At 67.5% G+C, this 18,164-nt stretch carries 17 protein-coding genes; 9 read left to right on the plus strand and 8 right to left on the minus strand.

Translation table 11 applies throughout. From position 1 onward, the window contains the following. Nucleotides 1–285: 285 nt before the first annotated feature. Nucleotides 286–1,215 (minus strand): polyphosphate kinase 2, encoded by a 930-nt coding sequence (gene ppk2 / locus L1080_RS18100; protein WP_159920156.1) that lies wholly within the window; start codon nucleotides 1,213–1,215, stop codon nucleotides 286–288. Between the two features lie 150 nt (nucleotides 1,216–1,365). On the opposite strand from ppk2, the gene L1080_RS18105 reads away from it, so the two are divergent. Further along, entirely contained in the window at nucleotides 1,366–1,569 is a 204-nt protein-coding gene (locus L1080_RS18105; RefSeq protein ID WP_109334920.1) for a PspC domain-containing protein, read from the plus strand. A gap of 160 nt (nucleotides 1,570–1,729) precedes the next feature. Here L1080_RS18105 and groL read toward each other — a convergent pair whose 3' ends face one another. From groL to L1080_RS18135, 6 genes are all read right to left on the minus strand, one after another. Beyond that, on the minus strand, nucleotides 1,730–3,355 hold the full coding sequence (gene groL, locus L1080_RS18110; RefSeq protein WP_109327707.1) for a chaperonin GroEL: 1,626 nt from the start codon (nucleotides 3,353–3,355) through the stop codon (nucleotides 1,730–1,732). 228 nt (nucleotides 3,356–3,583) lie between these two features. Beyond that, entirely contained in the window at nucleotides 3,584–4,138 is a 555-nt protein-coding gene (locus tag L1080_RS18115) for a DUF6764 family protein (protein ID WP_250775035.1), read from the minus strand. An 81-nt stretch (nucleotides 4,139–4,219) separates the two neighbouring features. Continuing rightward, nucleotides 4,220–4,999: an HAD-IIA family hydrolase gene (locus tag L1080_RS18120; protein ID WP_159920152.1), complete on the minus strand. Its 780-nt coding sequence runs from the start codon at nucleotides 4,997–4,999 to the stop codon at nucleotides 4,220–4,222. Between the two features lie 10 nt (nucleotides 5,000–5,009). Beyond that, nucleotides 5,010–5,912, minus strand: a complete 903-nt coding sequence (locus L1080_RS18125; RefSeq protein ID WP_159920150.1) for a universal stress protein — start codon at nucleotides 5,910–5,912, stop codon at nucleotides 5,010–5,012. Between the two features lie 12 nt (nucleotides 5,913–5,924). After that, nucleotides 5,925–6,926, minus strand: coding sequence for a zinc-binding alcohol dehydrogenase family protein (locus tag L1080_RS18130; RefSeq protein WP_250775059.1), 1,002 nt, complete (start codon nucleotides 6,924–6,926; stop codon nucleotides 5,925–5,927). Nucleotides 6,927–7,057: 131 nt separating this feature from the next. Further along, nucleotides 7,058–7,450, minus strand: a complete 393-nt coding sequence (locus L1080_RS18135; RefSeq protein ID WP_250775033.1) for a YtxH domain-containing protein — start codon at nucleotides 7,448–7,450, stop codon at nucleotides 7,058–7,060. A 183-nt stretch (nucleotides 7,451–7,633) separates the two neighbouring features. Here L1080_RS18135 and L1080_RS18140 point away from each other — a divergent pair, with 183 nt between their 5' ends. Both L1080_RS18140 and L1080_RS18145 read left to right on the plus strand, forming a co-directional pair. Further along, nucleotides 7,634–8,797 carry a PucR family transcriptional regulator gene (locus L1080_RS18140; RefSeq protein WP_159920144.1) on the plus strand — a complete coding sequence of 388 codons (1,164 nt, stop codon included), beginning with the start codon at nucleotides 7,634–7,636 and terminating at the stop codon, nucleotides 8,795–8,797. Between the two features lie 96 nt (nucleotides 8,798–8,893). Further along, nucleotides 8,894–10,150 carry an NAD(P)/FAD-dependent oxidoreductase gene (locus L1080_RS18145; RefSeq protein ID WP_250775031.1) on the plus strand — a complete coding sequence of 419 codons (1,257 nt, stop codon included), beginning with the start codon at nucleotides 8,894–8,896 and terminating at the stop codon, nucleotides 10,148–10,150. A 14-nt stretch (nucleotides 10,151–10,164) separates the two neighbouring features. Here the strand turns inward: L1080_RS18145 and hutH are convergent, their stop codons facing one another. Beyond that, nucleotides 10,165–11,712, minus strand: a complete 1,548-nt coding sequence (gene hutH / locus L1080_RS18150; RefSeq protein ID WP_159920140.1) for a histidine ammonia-lyase — start codon at nucleotides 11,710–11,712, stop codon at nucleotides 10,165–10,167. Between the two features lie 529 nt (nucleotides 11,713–12,241). Here hutH and L1080_RS18155 point away from each other — a divergent pair. Genes L1080_RS18155 through L1080_RS18180 form a run of 6 tightly spaced genes read left to right on the plus strand, consistent with a single transcriptional unit; the run spans nucleotide 12,242 to nucleotide 18,128 of the window. Next, on the plus strand, nucleotides 12,242–12,697 hold the full coding sequence (locus tag L1080_RS18155; protein WP_159920138.1) for an SRPBCC family protein: 456 nt from the start codon (nucleotides 12,242–12,244) through the stop codon (nucleotides 12,695–12,697). Between the two features lie 43 nt (nucleotides 12,698–12,740). Further along, nucleotides 12,741–13,259, plus strand: coding sequence for a hypothetical protein (locus tag L1080_RS18160; RefSeq protein ID WP_284708582.1), 519 nt, complete (start codon nucleotides 12,741–12,743; stop codon nucleotides 13,257–13,259). Then, the gene (locus L1080_RS18165) at nucleotides 13,234–14,292 is read left to right on the plus strand and encodes a DNA polymerase III subunit beta family protein (RefSeq protein ID WP_201453520.1); all 1,059 of its coding nucleotides are present in this window, start codon (nucleotides 13,234–13,236) and stop codon (nucleotides 14,290–14,292) included. The genes L1080_RS18160 and L1080_RS18165 overlap by 26 nt, the downstream gene beginning before the upstream one ends. A 58-nt stretch (nucleotides 14,293–14,350) precedes the next feature. Beyond that, the gene (locus L1080_RS18170; protein WP_159920134.1) at nucleotides 14,351–15,064 is read left to right on the plus strand and encodes a phosphatidylserine decarboxylase; all 714 of its coding nucleotides are present in this window, start codon (nucleotides 14,351–14,353) and stop codon (nucleotides 15,062–15,064) included. Then, nucleotides 15,061–15,921 (plus strand): CDP-diacylglycerol--serine O-phosphatidyltransferase, encoded by an 861-nt coding sequence (pssA, locus tag L1080_RS18175; RefSeq protein ID WP_109327683.1) that lies wholly within the window; start codon nucleotides 15,061–15,063, stop codon nucleotides 15,919–15,921. The genes L1080_RS18170 and pssA overlap by 4 nt, the downstream gene beginning before the upstream one ends. 26 nt (nucleotides 15,922–15,947) lie before the next feature. After that, nucleotides 15,948–18,128: an AAA family ATPase gene (locus L1080_RS18180; protein ID WP_159920132.1), complete on the plus strand. Its 2,181-nt coding sequence runs from the start codon at nucleotides 15,948–15,950 to the stop codon at nucleotides 18,126–18,128. Nucleotides 18,129–18,164 lie beyond the last annotated feature (36 nt).

Below are 18,164 nucleotides of genomic sequence, written 5' to 3' on the forward strand. Positions count from 1 at the left end.
CCCACAGTGTGTCATGTGGGCTCCAGTTCTCAACTGGATGTTGGTGGAGACGCGCTTTCTACGCCTCTGATGACCCCGTCAGCAAGTCGAGAAGTCCGGTGAGTATATCGAGCAGGCCAAGGATTTGAGTGGACATATTTTTCTCTCCCGATCGACTGTGTTGGTTTTCGATCTGCGCCATGGGTCGGCGCTTCACTCTTTGTACCCGACCGAAGGCGAAGACCAAAGAAATTTCTCGGACATATCTCGAATAGTTACCTGGCGTTCGGAAGAAAGGCCATCCGGTTATTCGCCAATTACCTGGCTTGCACGGCCCACGACCAGCGGATCTACCATCCCGACCACATCGAAGTCCTTGTTCCCGTAATCGAACAGCGACAGAACATACTTCATTGCATTGATGCGCGCTCTTTTCTTGTCATTGCTCTTGACTACCGTCCACGGAGCAATATCGGTGTCCGTGAAGCGAAACATATCTTCCTTGGCCGCGGTATAGGCGCCCCATTTATCCAGTGAGGCAATGTCCATCGAGGACAATTTCCACTGACGAACCGGATCGACCTGACGAATGGCAAACCGGGTCCGCTGCTCGAGTGGTGAGACAGAGAACCACAGCTTGGTGAGGCTGACACCGTCGTCGACGAGCATGCGTTCGAAGAGCGGCGTCTGATGCAGGAACCTGTCGTATTCGTTTGCGCTGCAGAAGCCCATGACCCGCTCGACGCCGGCGCGGTTGTACCACGACCGGTCGAACAATACGATCTCACCTGCCGCAGGGAGATGCTGCACGTAACGCTGGAAGTACCACTGGGTCGACTCGCGCACCGACGGCTTCTCGAGTGCCACGACACGCGCACCGCGCGGATTGAGGTGTTCCATGAACCGTTTGATAGTGCCACCCTTGCCGGCGGCGTCGCGTCCCTCGAACACGATGACGTGACGGCGTCCGGTGTCCTTCACCCAGTTCTGGAACTTCAGCAGTTCGATCTGGAGCAACCGTTTGGCAACTTCGTATTCTTCGCGGGGCATCCGCTCCTCGTACGGATAGCCCTCCCGCCAGGTATCGACGACCAGACCGTCGGTGAGCGTGACGAGCACGGGATCATCGTCGTCCTCGTCGTCGACCCTGAACGCGGAGGTGTCGCGGAGGTCGACGGCAGTAGCCAGATCCGCGTACGCGCTGAGGAAGCCGGGGCGTTCGTCGATGTCGGTCATGGGGCGGAATCTAGCGGCGCGAGGCGTCCTCGAAGTGACCCGGGCGTGAACGGGAAACGCGCTCTCAGCACGATGTCGGGGTGAAAGACCAGGGTGGAGATCGGGGTACATCCCGATGTGCACTACCAGCGGGCTGAGCAGACTGGACGCATGACATTCGACAGCAATACTCCTCGCCAGTTCACCCGCTCCGACAACCAGAAAATGCTCGCCGGCGTCTGCGGCGGCATCGCCGAATACTTCGGTGCCGACGTCAACCTCGTCCGACTCCTGGCCGTCGTCGCCACACTCGTCACCGGCGGCACCGCGGCTCTCGTCTACCTCGCAGCGTGGATGCTGATGCCCGCCAAGTAGGCGCTCCGCGCCCGTGCACCAGAGGCGCTCCGCGCCCGTGCGCCTTTGTGGTAGCCCCGACTACCAGAAAGGCGCACGGGGCCGAAGGCCGAAGGCCCGGGGCTCCCTTGCGGGAGTCCCGGGCCTTCGGGGTGTTCGGGTGGAGCGGGGTGGTACGGACTCAGAAGTCCATACCGCCCATGCCGCCGGTCGGGTCGCCCGCGGGCGCTCCGGCCTTCTCCGGCTTGTCGGCGACGACGGCCTCGGTGGTGAGGAACAGAGCCGCGATCGACGCTGCGTTCTGCAGCGCGGAGCGGGTGACCTTGACCGGGTCGTTGATGCCTGCTTCGAGCAGGTCGCCGTACTCGTTGTTCGCAGCGTTGAGGCCGTGACCTGCGGGCAGGTTGCGGACCTTCTCGGCGACGACGCCGGGCTCGAGGCCGGCGTTGAAGGCGATCTGCTTCAGCGGAGCTTCGAGGGCGACGCGAACGATGTTCGCACCGGTGGCCTCGTCACCTTCGAGCTTGAGGTCGTCGAGCGCGGGGGCCGACTGCAGCAGAGCCACGCCACCACCGGCAACGATGCCCTCTTCGACGGCAGCCTTGGCGTTACGCACGGCATCTTCGATGCGGTGCTTGCGCTCCTTGAGCTCGACCTCGGTGGCGGCACCGGCCTTGATGACTGCAACGCCACCGGCCAGCTTGGCCAGGCGCTCCTGCAGCTTCTCGCGGTCGTAGTCGCTGTCGCTGTTTTCGATCTCGGCGCGGATCTGGCTCACGCGACCGGCGATAGCGTCGGAATCGCCGGCACCCTCGACGATGGTGGTCTCGTCCTTGGTGATGACGACCTTGCGGGCCTGGCCGAGGAGCTCGAGTCCGGCGGTCTCCAGGGAGAGGCCGACCTCTTCGCTGATGACCTCGCCACCGGTGAGGATGGCGATGTCGGCGAGCTGCGCCTTGCGGCGGTCACCGAAGCCGGGGGCCTTGACGGCCACGGACTTGAAGGTGCCACGAATCTTGTTGACCACCAGGGTGGACAGGGCTTCGCCCTCGACGTCCTCCGCGATGATGACCAGCGGCTTGCCCGACTGGATGACCTTCTCCAGCAGCGGCAGCAGGTCCTTGACGGTGGAGATCTTGGAGCTCACGAGCAGGATGTACGCGTCCTCGAGGACGGCTTCCTGACGCTCTGCATCGGTGGCGAAGTACGCCGAGATGTAGCCCTTGTCGAAGCGCATGCCCTCGGTGAGCTCGAGCTGCAGGCCGAAGGTGTTGGACTCCTCGACCGTGATGACGCCTTCCTTGCCGACCTTGTCCATGGCCTCGGCGATGAGCTCACCGATGGACGGGTCGCCGGCGGAGATACCAGCGGTAGCAGCGATCTGCTCCTTGGTGTCGATCTCCTTGGCGGTCTCGAGCAGACGCGCGGTGACGGCCTCGACGGCCTTCTCGATGCCGCGCTTGAGGCCGAGCGGGTTGGCGCCGGCAGCAACGTTGCGGAGGCCCTCACGCACGAGAGCCTGAGCGAGCACGGTTGCGGTGGTGGTTCCGTCGCCGGCGACGTCGTCCGTCTTCTTGGCGACCTCCTTGACCAGCTCGGCACCGATCTTCTCGTAGGGGTCCTCGAGCTCGATCTCCTTGGCGATGGAAACGCCGTCGTTGGTGATCGTGGGAGCTCCCCACTTCTTCTCGAGCACGACGTTGCGACCCTTGGGGCCCAACGTCACCTTGACTGCGTCGGCGAGGGCGTTGAGTCCTCGCTCGAGGCCGCGACGGGCCTCTTCGTCGAACGCGATGATCTTGGCCATTGCGAAGTGATCCTCCGGATTGGGGGGTGACACACAGGACGGCCGCTTGCCGGGTCGCCCCATTTACGCCTTGGGCCGGGGTCAGTGCCCGCGACGGACGACCAGGGGTGTCTAGGTTCCCGGTCTCACCATCCCGACCTGGCACTCACGTGTCGCGAGTGCCAAGTGCATTTCTAGCACTCGACCAGGGTGAGTGCAAGGTCGGGACGAGACGGCCGGGTCAGAGGATCAGCGCATGGCGCAGACCTGGCCCGTGTTGAGGTTGAACGCGAGCGACAGGGCACCGACGCAGTCGACGCCGTTCGCGTCGGAGGTCGCGCCCGACCCCCAGCCGGCGATCGCCACGGTGGTGGTGCCGTCAGCCGCCCCGGACCGCGCGATGCCGCCGCCCAGCGACACGGCGTACGCCTGACCCGAACCCGTCGACGCGCCCAGAGATGTTCCGAACCCGTTGGCGTAGGTGGTGGTGGAGCCGTGCCCGTTGGCGACGCTCACCGCGGTCCCGCTCTCCATGGCCGTCGCCCGCGCGACACCGGCCTCGGTCGCCTTGGCACCACAGCTCGCCGTGTCCGACACCTGGATGTCGTTGACGGACGGCGGGGAGACACAGGTGACGGGGGCGGCACCGGCGACACCGGCACCGGCCACCGAGAGTCCCGCCGCGACACCCAGACCGACGACCATCGCCGCTCCCGCACGCGCCAGCCGGCGGCCGAACAAAGAAGAGATGCGGGTACGAGTGGCCGAGGCGGTGGAGGTGGCGGGCGTGGAGACAGCGAGCATGGAAGCTCCTTCTGGGAACGTCTAATTGGAGGATTCGCCGCGAGACTACCCGCTCCCGGCCGGTTAGTCCCGGACCGTGTTTCAGGCGAGTCCGTCGAGCAGCTCGGGGAGCTGAGCGACCGAGTCGATGACGTGGTCTGGGCGCTGCACTGCGAGGTCGAGAATCGACTGCCGGAACTTGCCGGTACGTACCAGCGCACCGGTCAGGCCTACCCGTTGTGCGGCGAGGACGTCCCCCGTCAGATCGTCACCGACCATGACGGCCGCTTCGGGGTCGGTGCCCATGAGCTCGGTTGCGGTGAGGAAGGCGGCCAGCGAGGGCTTGCCGACCGAAACGACGTTCGTTCCGGCAATTTCTTCCAGGCCCGGAAGGTACGCGCCGGTGTCGATGCACAGTCCGTCCCTGGTTGCCCACGTCGTCCCCCGATGCATGGCCACCACCGGAACCTCGTCGAGCATCAACTCGACCACCCGGCTGAGCGCACGATGGGTGAATTCGGGGCCTGCGCCACCGAGCACGACGACCTGCGGATCGTCCTCGTCGAGCTCGATGCCGGCGAGGTCGGGCGTGATGTCACCATTGTTGAGCACCCAGGCCCGCGCGCCCGGGTAGGTGGTGCGGAGGTACTCGGCGGTCAGGCGAGCGGCAGTGACGATCTCGCCGGGCTCTGTGTCGATACCCGCGTTCCGCAGCGCGCCCGCTATCTCGTCACACGTCCGCGACGTTGTATTCGTGAGATACGCACACGCAAGTCCCCGATCCCGCACCTCGCGCACGGCGTCGGCCGCGCCGTCGATGGGATGCCAAGAAGTAACCAGAACTCCGTCTATATCGAACAGGATTCCCTCGACCGCAGTCATGGGGTCGAGCCTATCCGGGCGACCGCTGGGCGTGACAGACCACAACGGGGCAGGGAGCGTGGTGCACGAGGTTCTGGCTGACCGATCCGAGCAGGGCACCGAGCACCTTGCCCCGGCCGTGGCTGCCCACCACGAGCAATTGCGCGGCAGAGGCGTGCCGGATCAGGACATCGGCAGGTGCGCCCTCGGTGGTTGTCCCGGTCACCTGCACGTCGGGGTAGTCCCCGGCCCAGGTGGCGAGGCAGTCGGAGACGACGGCCCGCTCCGCTTCTTCGTACGCCGCCCAATCCACGTATTTCGACGCGTGTGCGAGCCCGTGCCGCCTCTCGCTGCTCCAGGCGTGCACGACCTCGAGTCCGACACCGAACGCCGAGGCGAGGGCGAACGCCTGGCGGACGGCGAGTTCGCTGACGCCACTGCCGTCCACACCGACGACGATCGGGCGCAGGTCCGGTGAGGGGGCTTCGCGTGCACCCCGGAACACGGCCACCGGGCACTGCGCGGAGTTGATCGTGCGCAGTACCGTCGAACCGAGCAGGTAATCCGTGATGGCACCCGCACCCTGCGCGCCGACAACCACCATCCGGGCGGCGCGTGACAACTCGATCAGGTGGGCGGCTGCGGTCCCGGTCCGCAGGTCTGTCTCGACGGGAAGTCCGGGGTGCTCTTCCAGCACGGCCGTGCGGGTGGTGTCCAGCATCGCGTTTCCGTCTTCCCGAAGTTCCTGGATGAACTGCGCGTCGATCATCATTGCGGTGCCGTTGTAGAACGTCGCCCCGTCCGGGTAGGTATGCGCGAGCAGGAGCGGGGCACCGAGCCGAACTGCGGTCGCCGCGGCCCAGCGCGCCGCGTCGAGAGCAGGCCGTGATCCGTCGACACCGACCACCACCGGTGGGCCCGCGTATTCACTCATGTATCTCTCCCTCTATGGTTCGAGAACTGCTGCACCGCTGAACTTTCCGTCCGCGAGATCGCGCAGCGCCCGATCTGCGTGGTCGAGCGGATAGGGATGGGTGTCGACCCTCAATCGATGGTCCGCCGCGAATCGGAGGAACGCGACGGAATCTGCCCGGGTGTTGGCGGTGACGCTGCGGACCTGCCGCTCCCGGAACAGATGCTTCTGGTAGTCGAGCCGCGGAATGTCGGTCAGATGGATGCCCGCGACGGCGAGCGTGCCACCGTCGGCGAGCGCCTCCAACGCCGTGGGCACCAAGTCTCCGGCGGGTGCGAACAGGATCGCCGAGTCGAGCGGTTCCGGTGGGGTGTCGCGCACCCCTTGCACCGACGCCGCGCCGAGTTCCTCGGCAAGTGCCCGTGCCTGCGCGCCTCGCGTCATGACGTGCACGCGGACGCCATGGGCGAGCGCAACCTGGGCGGTGAGATGGGCGCTGCCCCCGAAGCCGTAGATGCCCAAGGCGCCGCCGTCCGGCACCTCGGCCCGTATCAGGGCCCGGTAACCGATGATCCCGGCGCACAGGAGTGGTGCGAGCTCGGCGTCCGGATAGCCGTCCGGGAGTTGCAGCGCGTAGTCGGCGGGCACCGTCGTGAATTCCGCGTATCCACCGTCCGCGTCCCACCCCGTGTAGCGCGACTGCCGGCAGAGATTCTCGAGGCCGCGACCGCACGCCGGGCACCGACCACAGGTGTGGCGCAGCCAGGCGACACCGACGCGATCTCCGGCGGCATAGGCCCCGGAGACGGAGTCGCCCACTGCGACAACCTCTCCCACCACTTCGTGACCGGGAACGACCTGCGGTCGGTGCGCGGGAAGATCACCCTCGGCGATATGTAGGTCGGTTCGGCACACCCCACAGGCCAGTACCTTGACCAGCAATTCACCCGGCTCGGGCTCGGGGAGCGCTTCGATGTCCCACTGCAGCGGAGTGCCCGCGATCGGTCCGGGGCTGACGGCGCGCCACGCACCCATCGTCCGGATTCCGCGTCGCGTCGCCGCCATACCCACAGGATGCCCGCGGCGCGGCGCCGACACCACGAAATCCGCAGTGTCGCGACCGCACGCCGCGCCGGGATGGTTACCTACAGCCGCATCGGCCCCGGTCAGCCCGGGCTCTGCGTATGCTTGCCCCCCGCCGGCGGAGAAACGGGCGAGTCCGTGGGCGCCGGCGTGGGAGTGGGAGCCGGCGTGGGAGTGGGAGCCGGCGTGGGTGCTGTGGCTTCGACGGGCGGCGCACCGGTGGTGGGCGCGGTGGGCGTGCTGGTGTCGGTGTCGCGGTGGGTGGCCTTCTTTGCCAGCTCACCTACCTTGTGCTGCACGTGCGGGGCCTTCTCCTTCACCGCCTCGGTCGCGCCGCTCACCTTCTCCTGCACAGTGGGGTTGTGCCAGACTTCGAGGGATTGATCCCTCATCTTCTCGTAAGTCTGCCTGCCGGACCGGGTGCCCAGGACGAAACCCACGGCCGCCCCCGCTGCAAAAATTAACGCTCTCTCCATGACCTCTCCTGACTGTTGTGCGACAAACGTGTACGAATCACCGTCGGAATGTCCTGCTACACAGCTATGCCCTCAGCGCCCGAGCCCAAACTTCCTCCACGACGGACGACCCTTCGGCCGCGCCGGATGAAACACCTCTCGTCGGAACCAATCGAGTCGGTCCCGGCCAACTAGGCTCCGAGAATGGACCTGCGCGGTGAAGACCTGTTCACGGTTGCGGGGTCTCTGGCCGAGCTGATCGGCGCCCCGATCACGATCGAGGACGAGAACTCGACGGTGCTCGCGTATTCGAGTGGTGAGCAGGCGGTGGACGAAGCGCGAATCGGCACCATCCTGGGCCGGCAGGTGCCGGGACGGTACCGGCAGTTGCTCACCGAGGCCGGTGTGTTCGAACGCCTTCACCACGACACCGACGTCATCTATGTCGATCTGCACGTTCCCGACATGCGACCGCGGGCGGCGATCGCGGTGCGTGACGGCGGTCGCCCGGTGGGGTCCATCTGGGCAGCCGTCACCGCCTTTCCGACGCCGGAACAGGAAGCGATCCTCCGGTCCGCCGTACCGGTCGTGGCCGAACATATCGCCGCGCAACGCGAACGGGTCGATGTCACACGACGATTGCAGGTCGACCGGGTCCGTGCCCTCCTGACCGGCGGCGAGCCCGCTTTCCGGGCCGCCGACGACCTGCGGTGGAGCGGTCCGATGACGGTTGCCGCGGCGGCCCCGGTCACGCTCGGCTCGTCGCTGCCGTCCGGTCTGCTGGCTTCCCTCGGTCTCTACCTGGACACGCTGGCCGTCGAATCCGTCGCAGCCCAACTCGACGACACCATTTATGTGGTGATCGCCGCCGGGGAGAAGGAGGTTCGCCGTCTCGCCGAGAATTTCCTCGGACGTGCGCGCAGTGGACATGCCTTCGTCGTCGCGGTCGGGCGCGGGGTCGACACGGCAGGACAGGCGCATCTGTCGCGCGGTGACGCCGACCGGATACTCGCGGCGCTGCAACACGCCTCCCACGGCGGTGTCGTCGGAACCATGCGCGACACGCTGGCGTCGGTCCTCGCGCTGCGCGTGGCCGACATCTTCGACGGGTTGGGCACGCTCACCCCGCTGGCCGCCCTCCTTGCGCACGACGAGCAGCACGGCACCGACCTCGTGGCCACGGCACGCGCGTTCCTGGACCATGGCGGCGACGTGGCCGACGCCGCCGCAGCCCTGCACGTCCACCCCAACACCCTGCGCAACCGGCTCCGGCGCTGCGTCGAATCGTGCGGCGTGGACCTCTCCGACGCGGACACCCGACTCGTCCTGATGCTGCATTTGAAACTGCGCGGACTGCGCGGGCACTGAGCCGTGGACCCACCCTGGCCGATTGCACAACGTGGACGGTCCGGCACTGGCCGAACGGCTACTCCCCCCGCGTGATCGTCGATCGATGATGGACACATGAGCACAACTGCGCGCCCGGAGCATGTCGCGATCGTCGGAGCCGGTGTCATCGGCCTGTCCACTGCCTGGTTCCTACAGGAGCGTGGGGTCCGCGTCACCGTCGTCGACCGGGAAGGTGTTGCGGCCGACGCCTCGTGGGGAAATGCAGGGTGGCTCGCTCCTGCCCTCACCCTCCCGCTCCCGGAGCCCGCCGTCCTGAAGTACGGCCTACGCGCGATGCTGAATCCCTCCTCCCCCGTGTATGTTCCGTTCACCACCGACCTCCGCCTCCTCCGTTTCCTCGTCGGTTTCGCCCGGCACTGCACTCCCGCACGATGGGCGGAGGCGATGAAGGTCTACGCCGAAGTGAACCGGATTTCCCTGGGCGCCTACGACCAACTCGCCGAGGGCGGCGTCGCCGAACACACCCACCTCGCCGACCCCTTCCTCACTGCGTTCACGTCGGACGCGGACCGGGAAGTGCTCGTCGACGAGTTCCGCCGCGTGGAGGCGATCGGTGGCGAGGTCGAGTTCGACCGGCTCGATACCGACGAGATTCACTCCCTGGAACCGAGTCTCGGGGAGGGCGTGCACTGCGGTCTCCGCCTGCGGAACCAGCGCTTCATCGATCCGCCGCGGTTCGTGCATTCTCTCGCCGACGCCGTCCGCGCGCGGGGTGGCGACATCGTCTCCGGATTCGACGTCACCGCGGTCCAGGACCGTGGCGCGTCCGGCGTTCGGCTCGCCTCTGCCCGCGGAGATTCGGTGTCGGCCGATGCGGTCGTGATCGCGAACGGCGCCCGGCTGGGCACACTGGCACGTCCCTTCGGCGTCCGGGCACTGGTCCAGGCCGGCCGTGGCTACAGTTTCAGCGTCCAGCCACAGCAGATGCCCAAGAATCCCGTGTACTTCCCCACTCAGCGGGTGGCGTGCACCCCGTTGCACGACCGCTTCCGTGTCGCCGGAATGATGGAATTCCGGAGTCCCGACGCACCGCTCGATCCCCGACGGGTCCAGGCCATCATCGATGCCGCGACACCCCTGTTCACCGGTATCGACTGGAATGTCCGCCAGGAGGAATGGGTGGGTTCACGGCCGTGCACCACGGATGGGCTGCCCCTCGTCGGGGCCACCCGCTCGCCTCGCGTGCACGTTGCCGGCGGCCACGGAATGTGGGGAATCGCGCTCGGCCCCCTCACGGGCCGACTGGTGGCCCAGTCGATGACGGGGGGCGAACCGTCCGCGGTGCTGCGGCATTTCGACCCTCTACGCTGAGCCCGTCCTTCGTCTCAGGCCAATGCGCCGACCACCGCCTCGGCGCGGGCCAGGAGGGTGCCCGATGACGCGAGCGCCACCACCGCGTCGATCTCGGGGGCCAGGTACCGGTCGGTTCCGGGTCCGGCGACGTGCTCCCGGATCGCGTCGCGTACGGCACCCGTTGCAGGCGAAGGCTCGAGCGGCGCACGGAGGTCGAGTCCCCGTGCGGCAGTCAGTGCCTCGACCGCGAGGACCCTGGTGAGCCCGTCGAGGGCGCGGCGAAGTTTGCGGGCCGCCGACCACCCCATCGACACGTGATCCTCCTGCATCGCCGACGACGGAATCGAGTCGACACTCGCAGGCGCGGCCAGGCGCTTGAGTTCGGACACGATCGCGGCCTGCGTGTACTGGGCGATCATGTGGCCGCTGTCGACGCCGGGGTCGTCGGCGAGGAACGGGGGCAGCCCGTGGTTGCGGGCGACGTCGAGAAATCGGTCGGTGCGGCGCTCGCTCATGCTCGCCACGTCCGCGACCACGATCGCCAGGAAATCCAGGACGTAGCCGAGTGGGGCTCCGTGGAAGTTGCCGTTCGACTCGACGCGGCCGTCCGCGGTCACCACAGGGTTGTCGACGGCGCTCGCGAGTTCCCGCGCCGCGACCTGCTGGGCGTGGGCGAGGGTGTCGCGCGCGGCGCCGGCGACCTGGGGGGCGCAGCGCAACGAGTAGGCGTCCTGGACCACCGTGCACCCGGGCCCCGCGTGGCTGCGCACGATCTCGGAGCCGGCCAGCAGCCGAGTCATGTTCTCGGCCGCCGCGGCCTGCCCGGGATGCGGCCGCAGCGACTGCAGGTCGGCGGCGAAGACCCTGTCCGTGCCGAGCAGACCCTCGACGCTCATCGCTGCCGTGATGTCGGCCAGACGCAGCAGGTGACGCAGGTCTTCGCAGGCCAGCAGCAGCATGCCCAGCATGCCGTCGGTGCCGTTGACGAGGGCAAGGCCCTCCTTCTCCTCCAGCGACACCGGTGCGATTCCGGCGACCCGCAGCGCGTCGGCGGCGGGGGTAGGACAGCCCTCGGCGTTCCGTATGGTGCCCTCACCGATCACGGCGAGGGCTACATGTGCCAGCGGCGCCAGATCGCCCGAACAACCCAGGCTCCCGTACTCGTACACCACCGGAGTCAGACCCGCCGACAGCAGGTTCGCGTACACCTGCGCGACCTCCGGCCGAACGCCGGTGTGGCCTGTGGCGAGAGTCGAGAGCCGCAACAACATCAGCGCACGCACCACCTCGCGTTCCACCTCCGGCCCGTTGCCGGCGGCGTGGGAACGGATCAGGCTGCGCTGCAGCTGCGCGCGCTTGTCGACCGGAATATGACGGATCGCGAGGGCACCGAACCCCGTCGAGACGCCGTACACCGGTTTCGGATCCTCGGCGAGAGCCTCGATCCACCGACGACTTTTCGCCATGGTGGACAGAGCCTCTTCGGAGATCCGCACCGGGGCGCCGAGCCTGGCCACCCGGACCACTTCTTCGGCGGACACCGGGCCGACACCGACGACGACAGGCTCTTCGGTACCCACAGACCCAGTGTCCACCCCGGCGCGGGGTGTAGGTCGGGAAATGCGGGGTGCCAACGGCGATTACACGTCGCCGCGCAGAACTTCTTCGATTTCGCGTGGCGTCATGAGACGTTCGAGTTTTTCACTCGGCCACGAGGACGGACGTCCTTGCAATCGGGCAGATTCGAGTAGAGGGAGAGGGCTGCGGTCCCGCCGCAGGATCGAATGAACATTCACGACGATCACTTCCGAACACCGACTCGACGACGTGCCAATGCGCTGGCACCGAACCATTGCACTGATTTTTCTATCGCTCATCGTGCCTCGTGAGTTACACAGTTTCGGTGAGGCGCGCGGAGCGAAGCGACAACCTGTCCGGAGCGAAGCGACAACCTGTCCGGAGCGAAGCGACAACCTGTCCGGAGCGAAGCGGCGAGCCCATCGGGGTACAAAGAAGTGACCTGCCGCACATCCTCGTTCTCCGAGCGCCTACGATGACGGCAAAGTAGTTGTAACTACCCGTACCACCTTCCCTGACTGGAGACAGCCGATGGCAAACACCCTCGAAGCAAGCATCGAAATCGACGCGACCCCGCAGGATGTGTGGGCGGTGGTGTCTGACCTGAAGCGGATGGGCGAGTGGAGCCCGCAGTGCCGCACGATGCGCGTCCTGGGCGGTGTGGTCGAAGAAGGCACGAAGACGATCAACATCAACCGCAAGGGCATGCTCGTGTGGCCGACCACCTCGAAGGTCGTCAATTTCCAGCCGAACAAGTCGATCGCCTTCCGCGTCGTCGAGAACCGCACCATCTGGTCGTACGAACTCCAGCCCACCGCCGGCGGAACCAAGGTCATCGAACGCCGGGAGGCGCCGACCGGAACGACCAAGGTGTCGCAATTCCTGATCAAGACCGTGCTGGGTGGCAACGACGACTTCGAGGTCGAACTGATCGAGGGTATGAACACCACCCTGGCCCGTATCAAGGCAGCCGCCGAAGCGAAGTAGCCCGCTTGACTCTCGACCTGGTCGAGCCTTCACCGTGAACCGCATGGAGAACTCGGATGACGTGATGGCGCAGATCGGTCGAGGCCAGGAACTCGCGACAGCAGGCGACGCCGAGGGCGCCCGACATCTCTTCGCCGAGGTGTGGGGCGCCCTCGAGGCGTCTCCCGAGGGCACTCGCGATCCCCTTCACATCGTGACCCTCGCCCACTACATGGCCGACGTTCAGATCGACCCCGCAGAGGAACTGCGCTGGGATCTGCGTGCGCTCGAGGCCGCGGACACGCTGACGGATGATCGCGCGCAACGGCACGACGCCTCACTGCAGGTGGCGGCGTTCTACCCTTCGCTGCACCTCAACGTCGCGGCGGCCCATCTCGCGCTGGGGCATGTCCCGGAAGCCCGCTTTCACCTCGACCGGGCCGCCGAGGAATCCCACCACCTCGCCGAAGACGGCTACGGCCGCACCGTTCGCGGTGCCATCGCGCGGTTGCGTCGCCGCATCGACGAGACCGCACCTGTCATACCCCTCGGCAAAAGTGAACGCCGTGCTGAGCATCGGTGAGCTGTCGCGGGCGTCCGGCCTGTCGGTCAGTGCGCTGCGGTTCTACGACAAGGCAGGCGTGTTGGCACCGCACACTGTCGACCCGCACAGCAGCTACCGTCGGTACACCGACCAGCAGGTCGACGCGGCCGTTCTCCTCGCTGCGATGCGGCGTGTCGGGATGCCGGTGAAGGAGATGACGGCGGTGCTGTCCGGTACCGATCCGCACGCTCTGCTCGACCAGCACCTGTGCAGACTCGAGCAGGGCCTTGCCGATGCACGACGCGAGCTGACCCGGATACACCGTCTCGTGGACGGGCGCGTGGAGCGAGGAGGCACCGTCGTAGTCGATGCCGATGACCTCGCCGATGCTGTTGCATCGGTCCGGTTCGCCGTCGACCCGAAGTCCGAGTTTCCGGCGTTGCGCGGAATCCATCTCGAGACCGACGGTGACGTGCTGCGGCTCGTCGCCACCGACCGCTACCGGCTGGCGGTCGCCGAGATCGCCGCAGTGCACTCGCCGCAGAAATCCATCGCGGTCACAGTTCCTTCGACGTTCCTGACGGACGCTGCACCCCGACTGCGCCGACATGGGCAGGTTGCCGTCACCGTGGACGCACGCACCGTCACGCTGCGCTGTGGGGAGGAAGAGTTCGTGAGCGAGGCACTGGATGGAGTGTTCCCCGATCATCGCAGTCTGTCGAGTGCGGTTCCCGGAACCGAAGCGACGATCTCGGCGACCGAACTGCGGGCAGTCCTTGCCGGGAGGGGCGAGCGGGTGGACCTCGGCGTCCTCGACTCTGGTTCCATCGTGGTCGGCGCGCAGCAACGTGGTTTTGCCGATCCCTGCCGAGACCGGCCGGTGCTCTTCCACGTACAGGTGAACGCGGGTTTTCTCCTCGACGCGGTCGCCGCCCTCCCCGGCGATCAGCTGACGTTCCGCTTCGGCGGCCCCATCGCACCGCTCGCCATCCGTCCGCGGTCCGTTTCCTCCTCCGCCTCGGTGAGTGCGTACTCTCTCCTGATGCCGTTACAGCCGGCCGCGCTCACGTAACCTGTGAGGGCGCCGCAACGGCAGGTAGCCGTCCCGCCCGACACAGTTAGAGGAGCCCGTGGCCCGTAAGCCCAGACCACCCGGAACCGCGCAGACCTCAGGGATCGGCCACTTCGTCGATCTCGCCCGGGGAGCCGTCCCACCGCTTCATCCGGCCGGACTGCCCTTCGTTCTCGCACCGCTCGGTGTGGCCCTACTCGGCCGCAACCGCAAGTGGGTCCGGCGTGGTGCGCTGACCTCTGCCGCGGCGTGCGCCGCGTTCTTCCGGCATCCGCACCGTGTTCCGCCCAACCGGGTGGGCGTAGCGGTCGCGCCTGCCGACGGTGAAGTCGCACTCGTCGACACCGCCGTGCCGCCGGCCGAACTCGACATGGGTTCCGAGCCCCTGCCCCGGGTCAGCATCTTCCTGTCCGTGCTCGACGTCCACGTCCAGCGCAGTCCCGTCGGCGGAGTGGTGCAGAAAGTCGTGCACCGGTCGGGTCAATTCCTGTCCGCCGACCTTGCCGATGCCAGCGAGGTGAACGAACGCAACAGCATGCTGCTGCACACCTCGGACGGCCACGACGTCGCAGTGGTGCAGATCGCCGGCCTGCTGGCCCGGCGAATCGTGTGTGACGCCGCGGTCGGCGACACCCTCCCCATCGGTGACACCTACGGTCTGATCCGGTTCGGCTCCCGCGTCGACACCTACTTCCCTGCGGGCACCACCTTGCTGGTGGAGCGTGGCCAGCGGACGATCGGTGCCGAAACCGTCATCGCTCAACTGCCGTGATCGCCAGTACGAAGCAGCGGAGAGGGAGACCACGGCAAGCGGTGCGCTTGCTGCCGAGTGTCGTCACGATTCTCGCGTTGTGTGGTGGGCTGTCCGCGGTGAAGTTCGCGCTCGACGGCGATCTCGGGACCGCGCTGGCAATGATCGGTGCCGCCGCGGTGCTCGACTCCCTCGACGGGCGGATCGCCCGGCTCCTCGACGCCACCAGCAAAATGGGTGCCGAGCTCGATTCGCTGGCCGACTCCATCTCGTTCGGTGTCGCCCCGGCCCTCGTGCTGTACGTCACCCTGCTGGACGGGCAGAGTTTCGGCTGGATCATCGCGCTCATCTATGCAGTGAGCATCGTGCTGCGGCTCGCCCGCTTCAACACTCTGCTCGACGACGACGATATGCCCGGTTACGCCAGCGAGTACTTCGTCGGCGTCCCGGCACCCGCGGGAGCCTTGGTAGCGCTCACGCCCTTGGCGGCGGCAGCGCAGTGGGGCGATGGCTGGTGGTCGTCGTATCCGGTCGTCGTGGCGTGGACGGTGTTCTCCGCGGCCCTGATCGTCAGCCGCATTCCGACTCTGGCGCTCAAGACCGTGTCCGTGCCGCCTCGCATGGCAGCAGGTCTGCTGGTGCTGGTGGCGCTCGCAGCGGCAGCGTTGGTCACGTATCCGTTCATTCTGTTGATGGCCCTCGTCGCCGTGTACCTGGCGCACATTCCGTTCGCCGTCCGCTCGCAGCGGTGGGTGGCGGCGCGGCCGGAGACCTGGGAGATCAAACCGGCCGAACGGCGAGCCATCCGGCGACAGCCCGACACCCGCGGACGGCGCTCCGCGGCGCGGCTCGGGTTGCGCCGTCCACGAGCCCGATAGTGCACTCGCGCACGTAGGCTCGACGCGTGACCTCACCGGAACTCGCGCTCACAGTCCGACTGAACACTTCGGCCGCGGACACGCGACGCGGCGTCATACGGCTGCATCCGGAAGCGCTCGCCGCGCTCGGTCTCCGCGAGTGGGACGCGATCGCGTTGGTCGGGGCGCGCCGGACGGCAGCGGTGGCGGGTATCGCGCCGGCCGGAACGCCCACGGGCACCGCGCTGCTCGACGACGTGACGATGTCGAATGCCGGCCTCACCGAGAACGCGACCGTCGTCGTGACGCCGGTGACCGTGTACGGCGGAAGAGCGGTCACGGTCAGCGGCTCAAATCTGGCGGTCACCTCGATCTCGGATGTCACCCTGCGGCAAGCCCTCCTGGGGAAGGTCCTCAGCGTGGGTGACGCGGTGTCCCTGCTCCCCCGCGACCTCGGCCCCGGGACCAGCACAGCGCCCGCAACCCAGGCCCTGTCCCGGACCTTCGGCGTCGCATGGACGTCGGAACTGCTCACCGTCACCGGGGTGGACCCGGCGGGCGGCCCGGTGAGTGTGCAACCCAACACCGCGGTCGGGTGGGGTGCGGGAACGCGCACCGCGGTCTCGTCCGCACCGGCGCGCCTGTCGGCGACGGTGACCGAATCCCAGTCCGTCCCACCCCTGCCCGTCGAGGACCTCGTCGGGGCGCAGACCCAGGCCGCCAAACTGACCGAGTGGCTGGGACTCGCGCTCGACGAACCCGAACTGCTCCGCAAGCTCGGGGCGTCGCCTCACCTGGGTGTCCTCGTGACCGGGCCGGGTGGCGTCGGTAAAGCCACCTTGGCCCGCTCCGTGCTGGCGTCGCGGCGCGTCGTCGAACTCGACGGCCCCAGCGTCGGCGCCCTCGAAGCCGGTGCACGACTGCAACGGGCCACAGCAGCAGTCGACGCGATCAGCGGCGGCGGGGTGCTACTCATCACCGACATCGACACCCTGCTGCCCGCGACTCCGGAACCCGTCTCCGCCCTGATCCTCGACCAACTCCGCCGTGCCGTCGACACTGCCGGTGTCGCATTCGTCGCGACCACCGCTCATCCGGAATCGACCGACACCCGGCTGCGCGGCCAGGAACTGTGCGACCGCGAACTCGCCCTGACATTGCCCGACGGCGCCACCCGAAGAGCCCTGCTCGAACTGCTGCTGCGCAAGGTGCCCACCGACGGGATCGCCCTCGATGCCATCGCGGCCAGGTCGCCGGGATTCGTGGTGGCCGATCTCGCAGCACTGTGCCGGGAAGCAGCGTTGCGGGCTGCCTCTCGCGCCACCAAATCACCGGCCGACCCGGCTCTGACCCAGGAGGATCTGCTCGGCGCCCTCGACGTGATCCGCCCCTTGTCGAGGTCGGGAAGCGAGGAGCTGGCCATCGGCAGCCTCACTCTCGACGACGTCGGCGACATGGTCGAAACCAAGCAGTCCCTCACCGAGGCGGTGCTGTGGCCGTTGCAGCATCCGGATTCGTTTGCACGCCTCGGTGTCGACCCTCCGCGCGGAGTCCTGCTGTACGGACCTCCCGGCTGCGGCAAGACCTACCTTGTTCGGGCCCTTGCCAGTACGGGACACCTCAGCGTGCATGCCGTCAAGGGCGCAGAGCTGCTGGACAAGTGGGTGGGCGCGTCCGAGAAGGCGGTGCGCGAGTTGTTCCAGCGGGCCCGCGACTCGGCGCCGTCCCTCATCTTCCTCGACGAGATCGACGCGCTGGCCCCGCGCCGCGGTCAGAGTTCCGACTCCGGTGTCTCCGACCGCGTGGTGGCCTCGCTGCTGACCGAACTCGACGGCGTCGAGCCTCTGCGCGATGTCGTGGTGCTCGGCGCCACCAACCGACCCGACCTGATCGACCCCGCCTTACTGCGGCCCGGACGCCTCGAACGACTGGTGTTCGTGCCGCCGCCCGACGCGGAGGCGCGCAAGGCGATCCTGCGGACCGCGGGCAGTTCGGTCCCGCTCGCCGACGACGTCGACCTCGACGACCTGGCCGACAACCTCGACGGCTACTCGGCCGCCGACTGCTCGGCGCTCCTCCGCGAAGCCGCGCTCGCCGCGATGCGCCGGAGCATCGATGCCGCCGACGTCACCGCCGGCGACGTGGCCGCAGCACGCGAGAAGGTGCGCCCCTCGCTCGACCCCGAGCAAGTGGCGCACCTCAAGGCCTATGCGCTGTCGCGCCCGTGAGTACTTGTTAACCGCCCGCGGTTAACAAGTACTCAC

The sequence above is a fragment of the Rhodococcus sp. MSC1_016 genome, assembly GCF_023667485.2.
In the GTDB taxonomy this organism is placed as follows: Bacteria; Actinomycetota; Actinomycetes; order Mycobacteriales; family Mycobacteriaceae; genus Rhodococcus_F; species Rhodococcus_F oxybenzonivorans.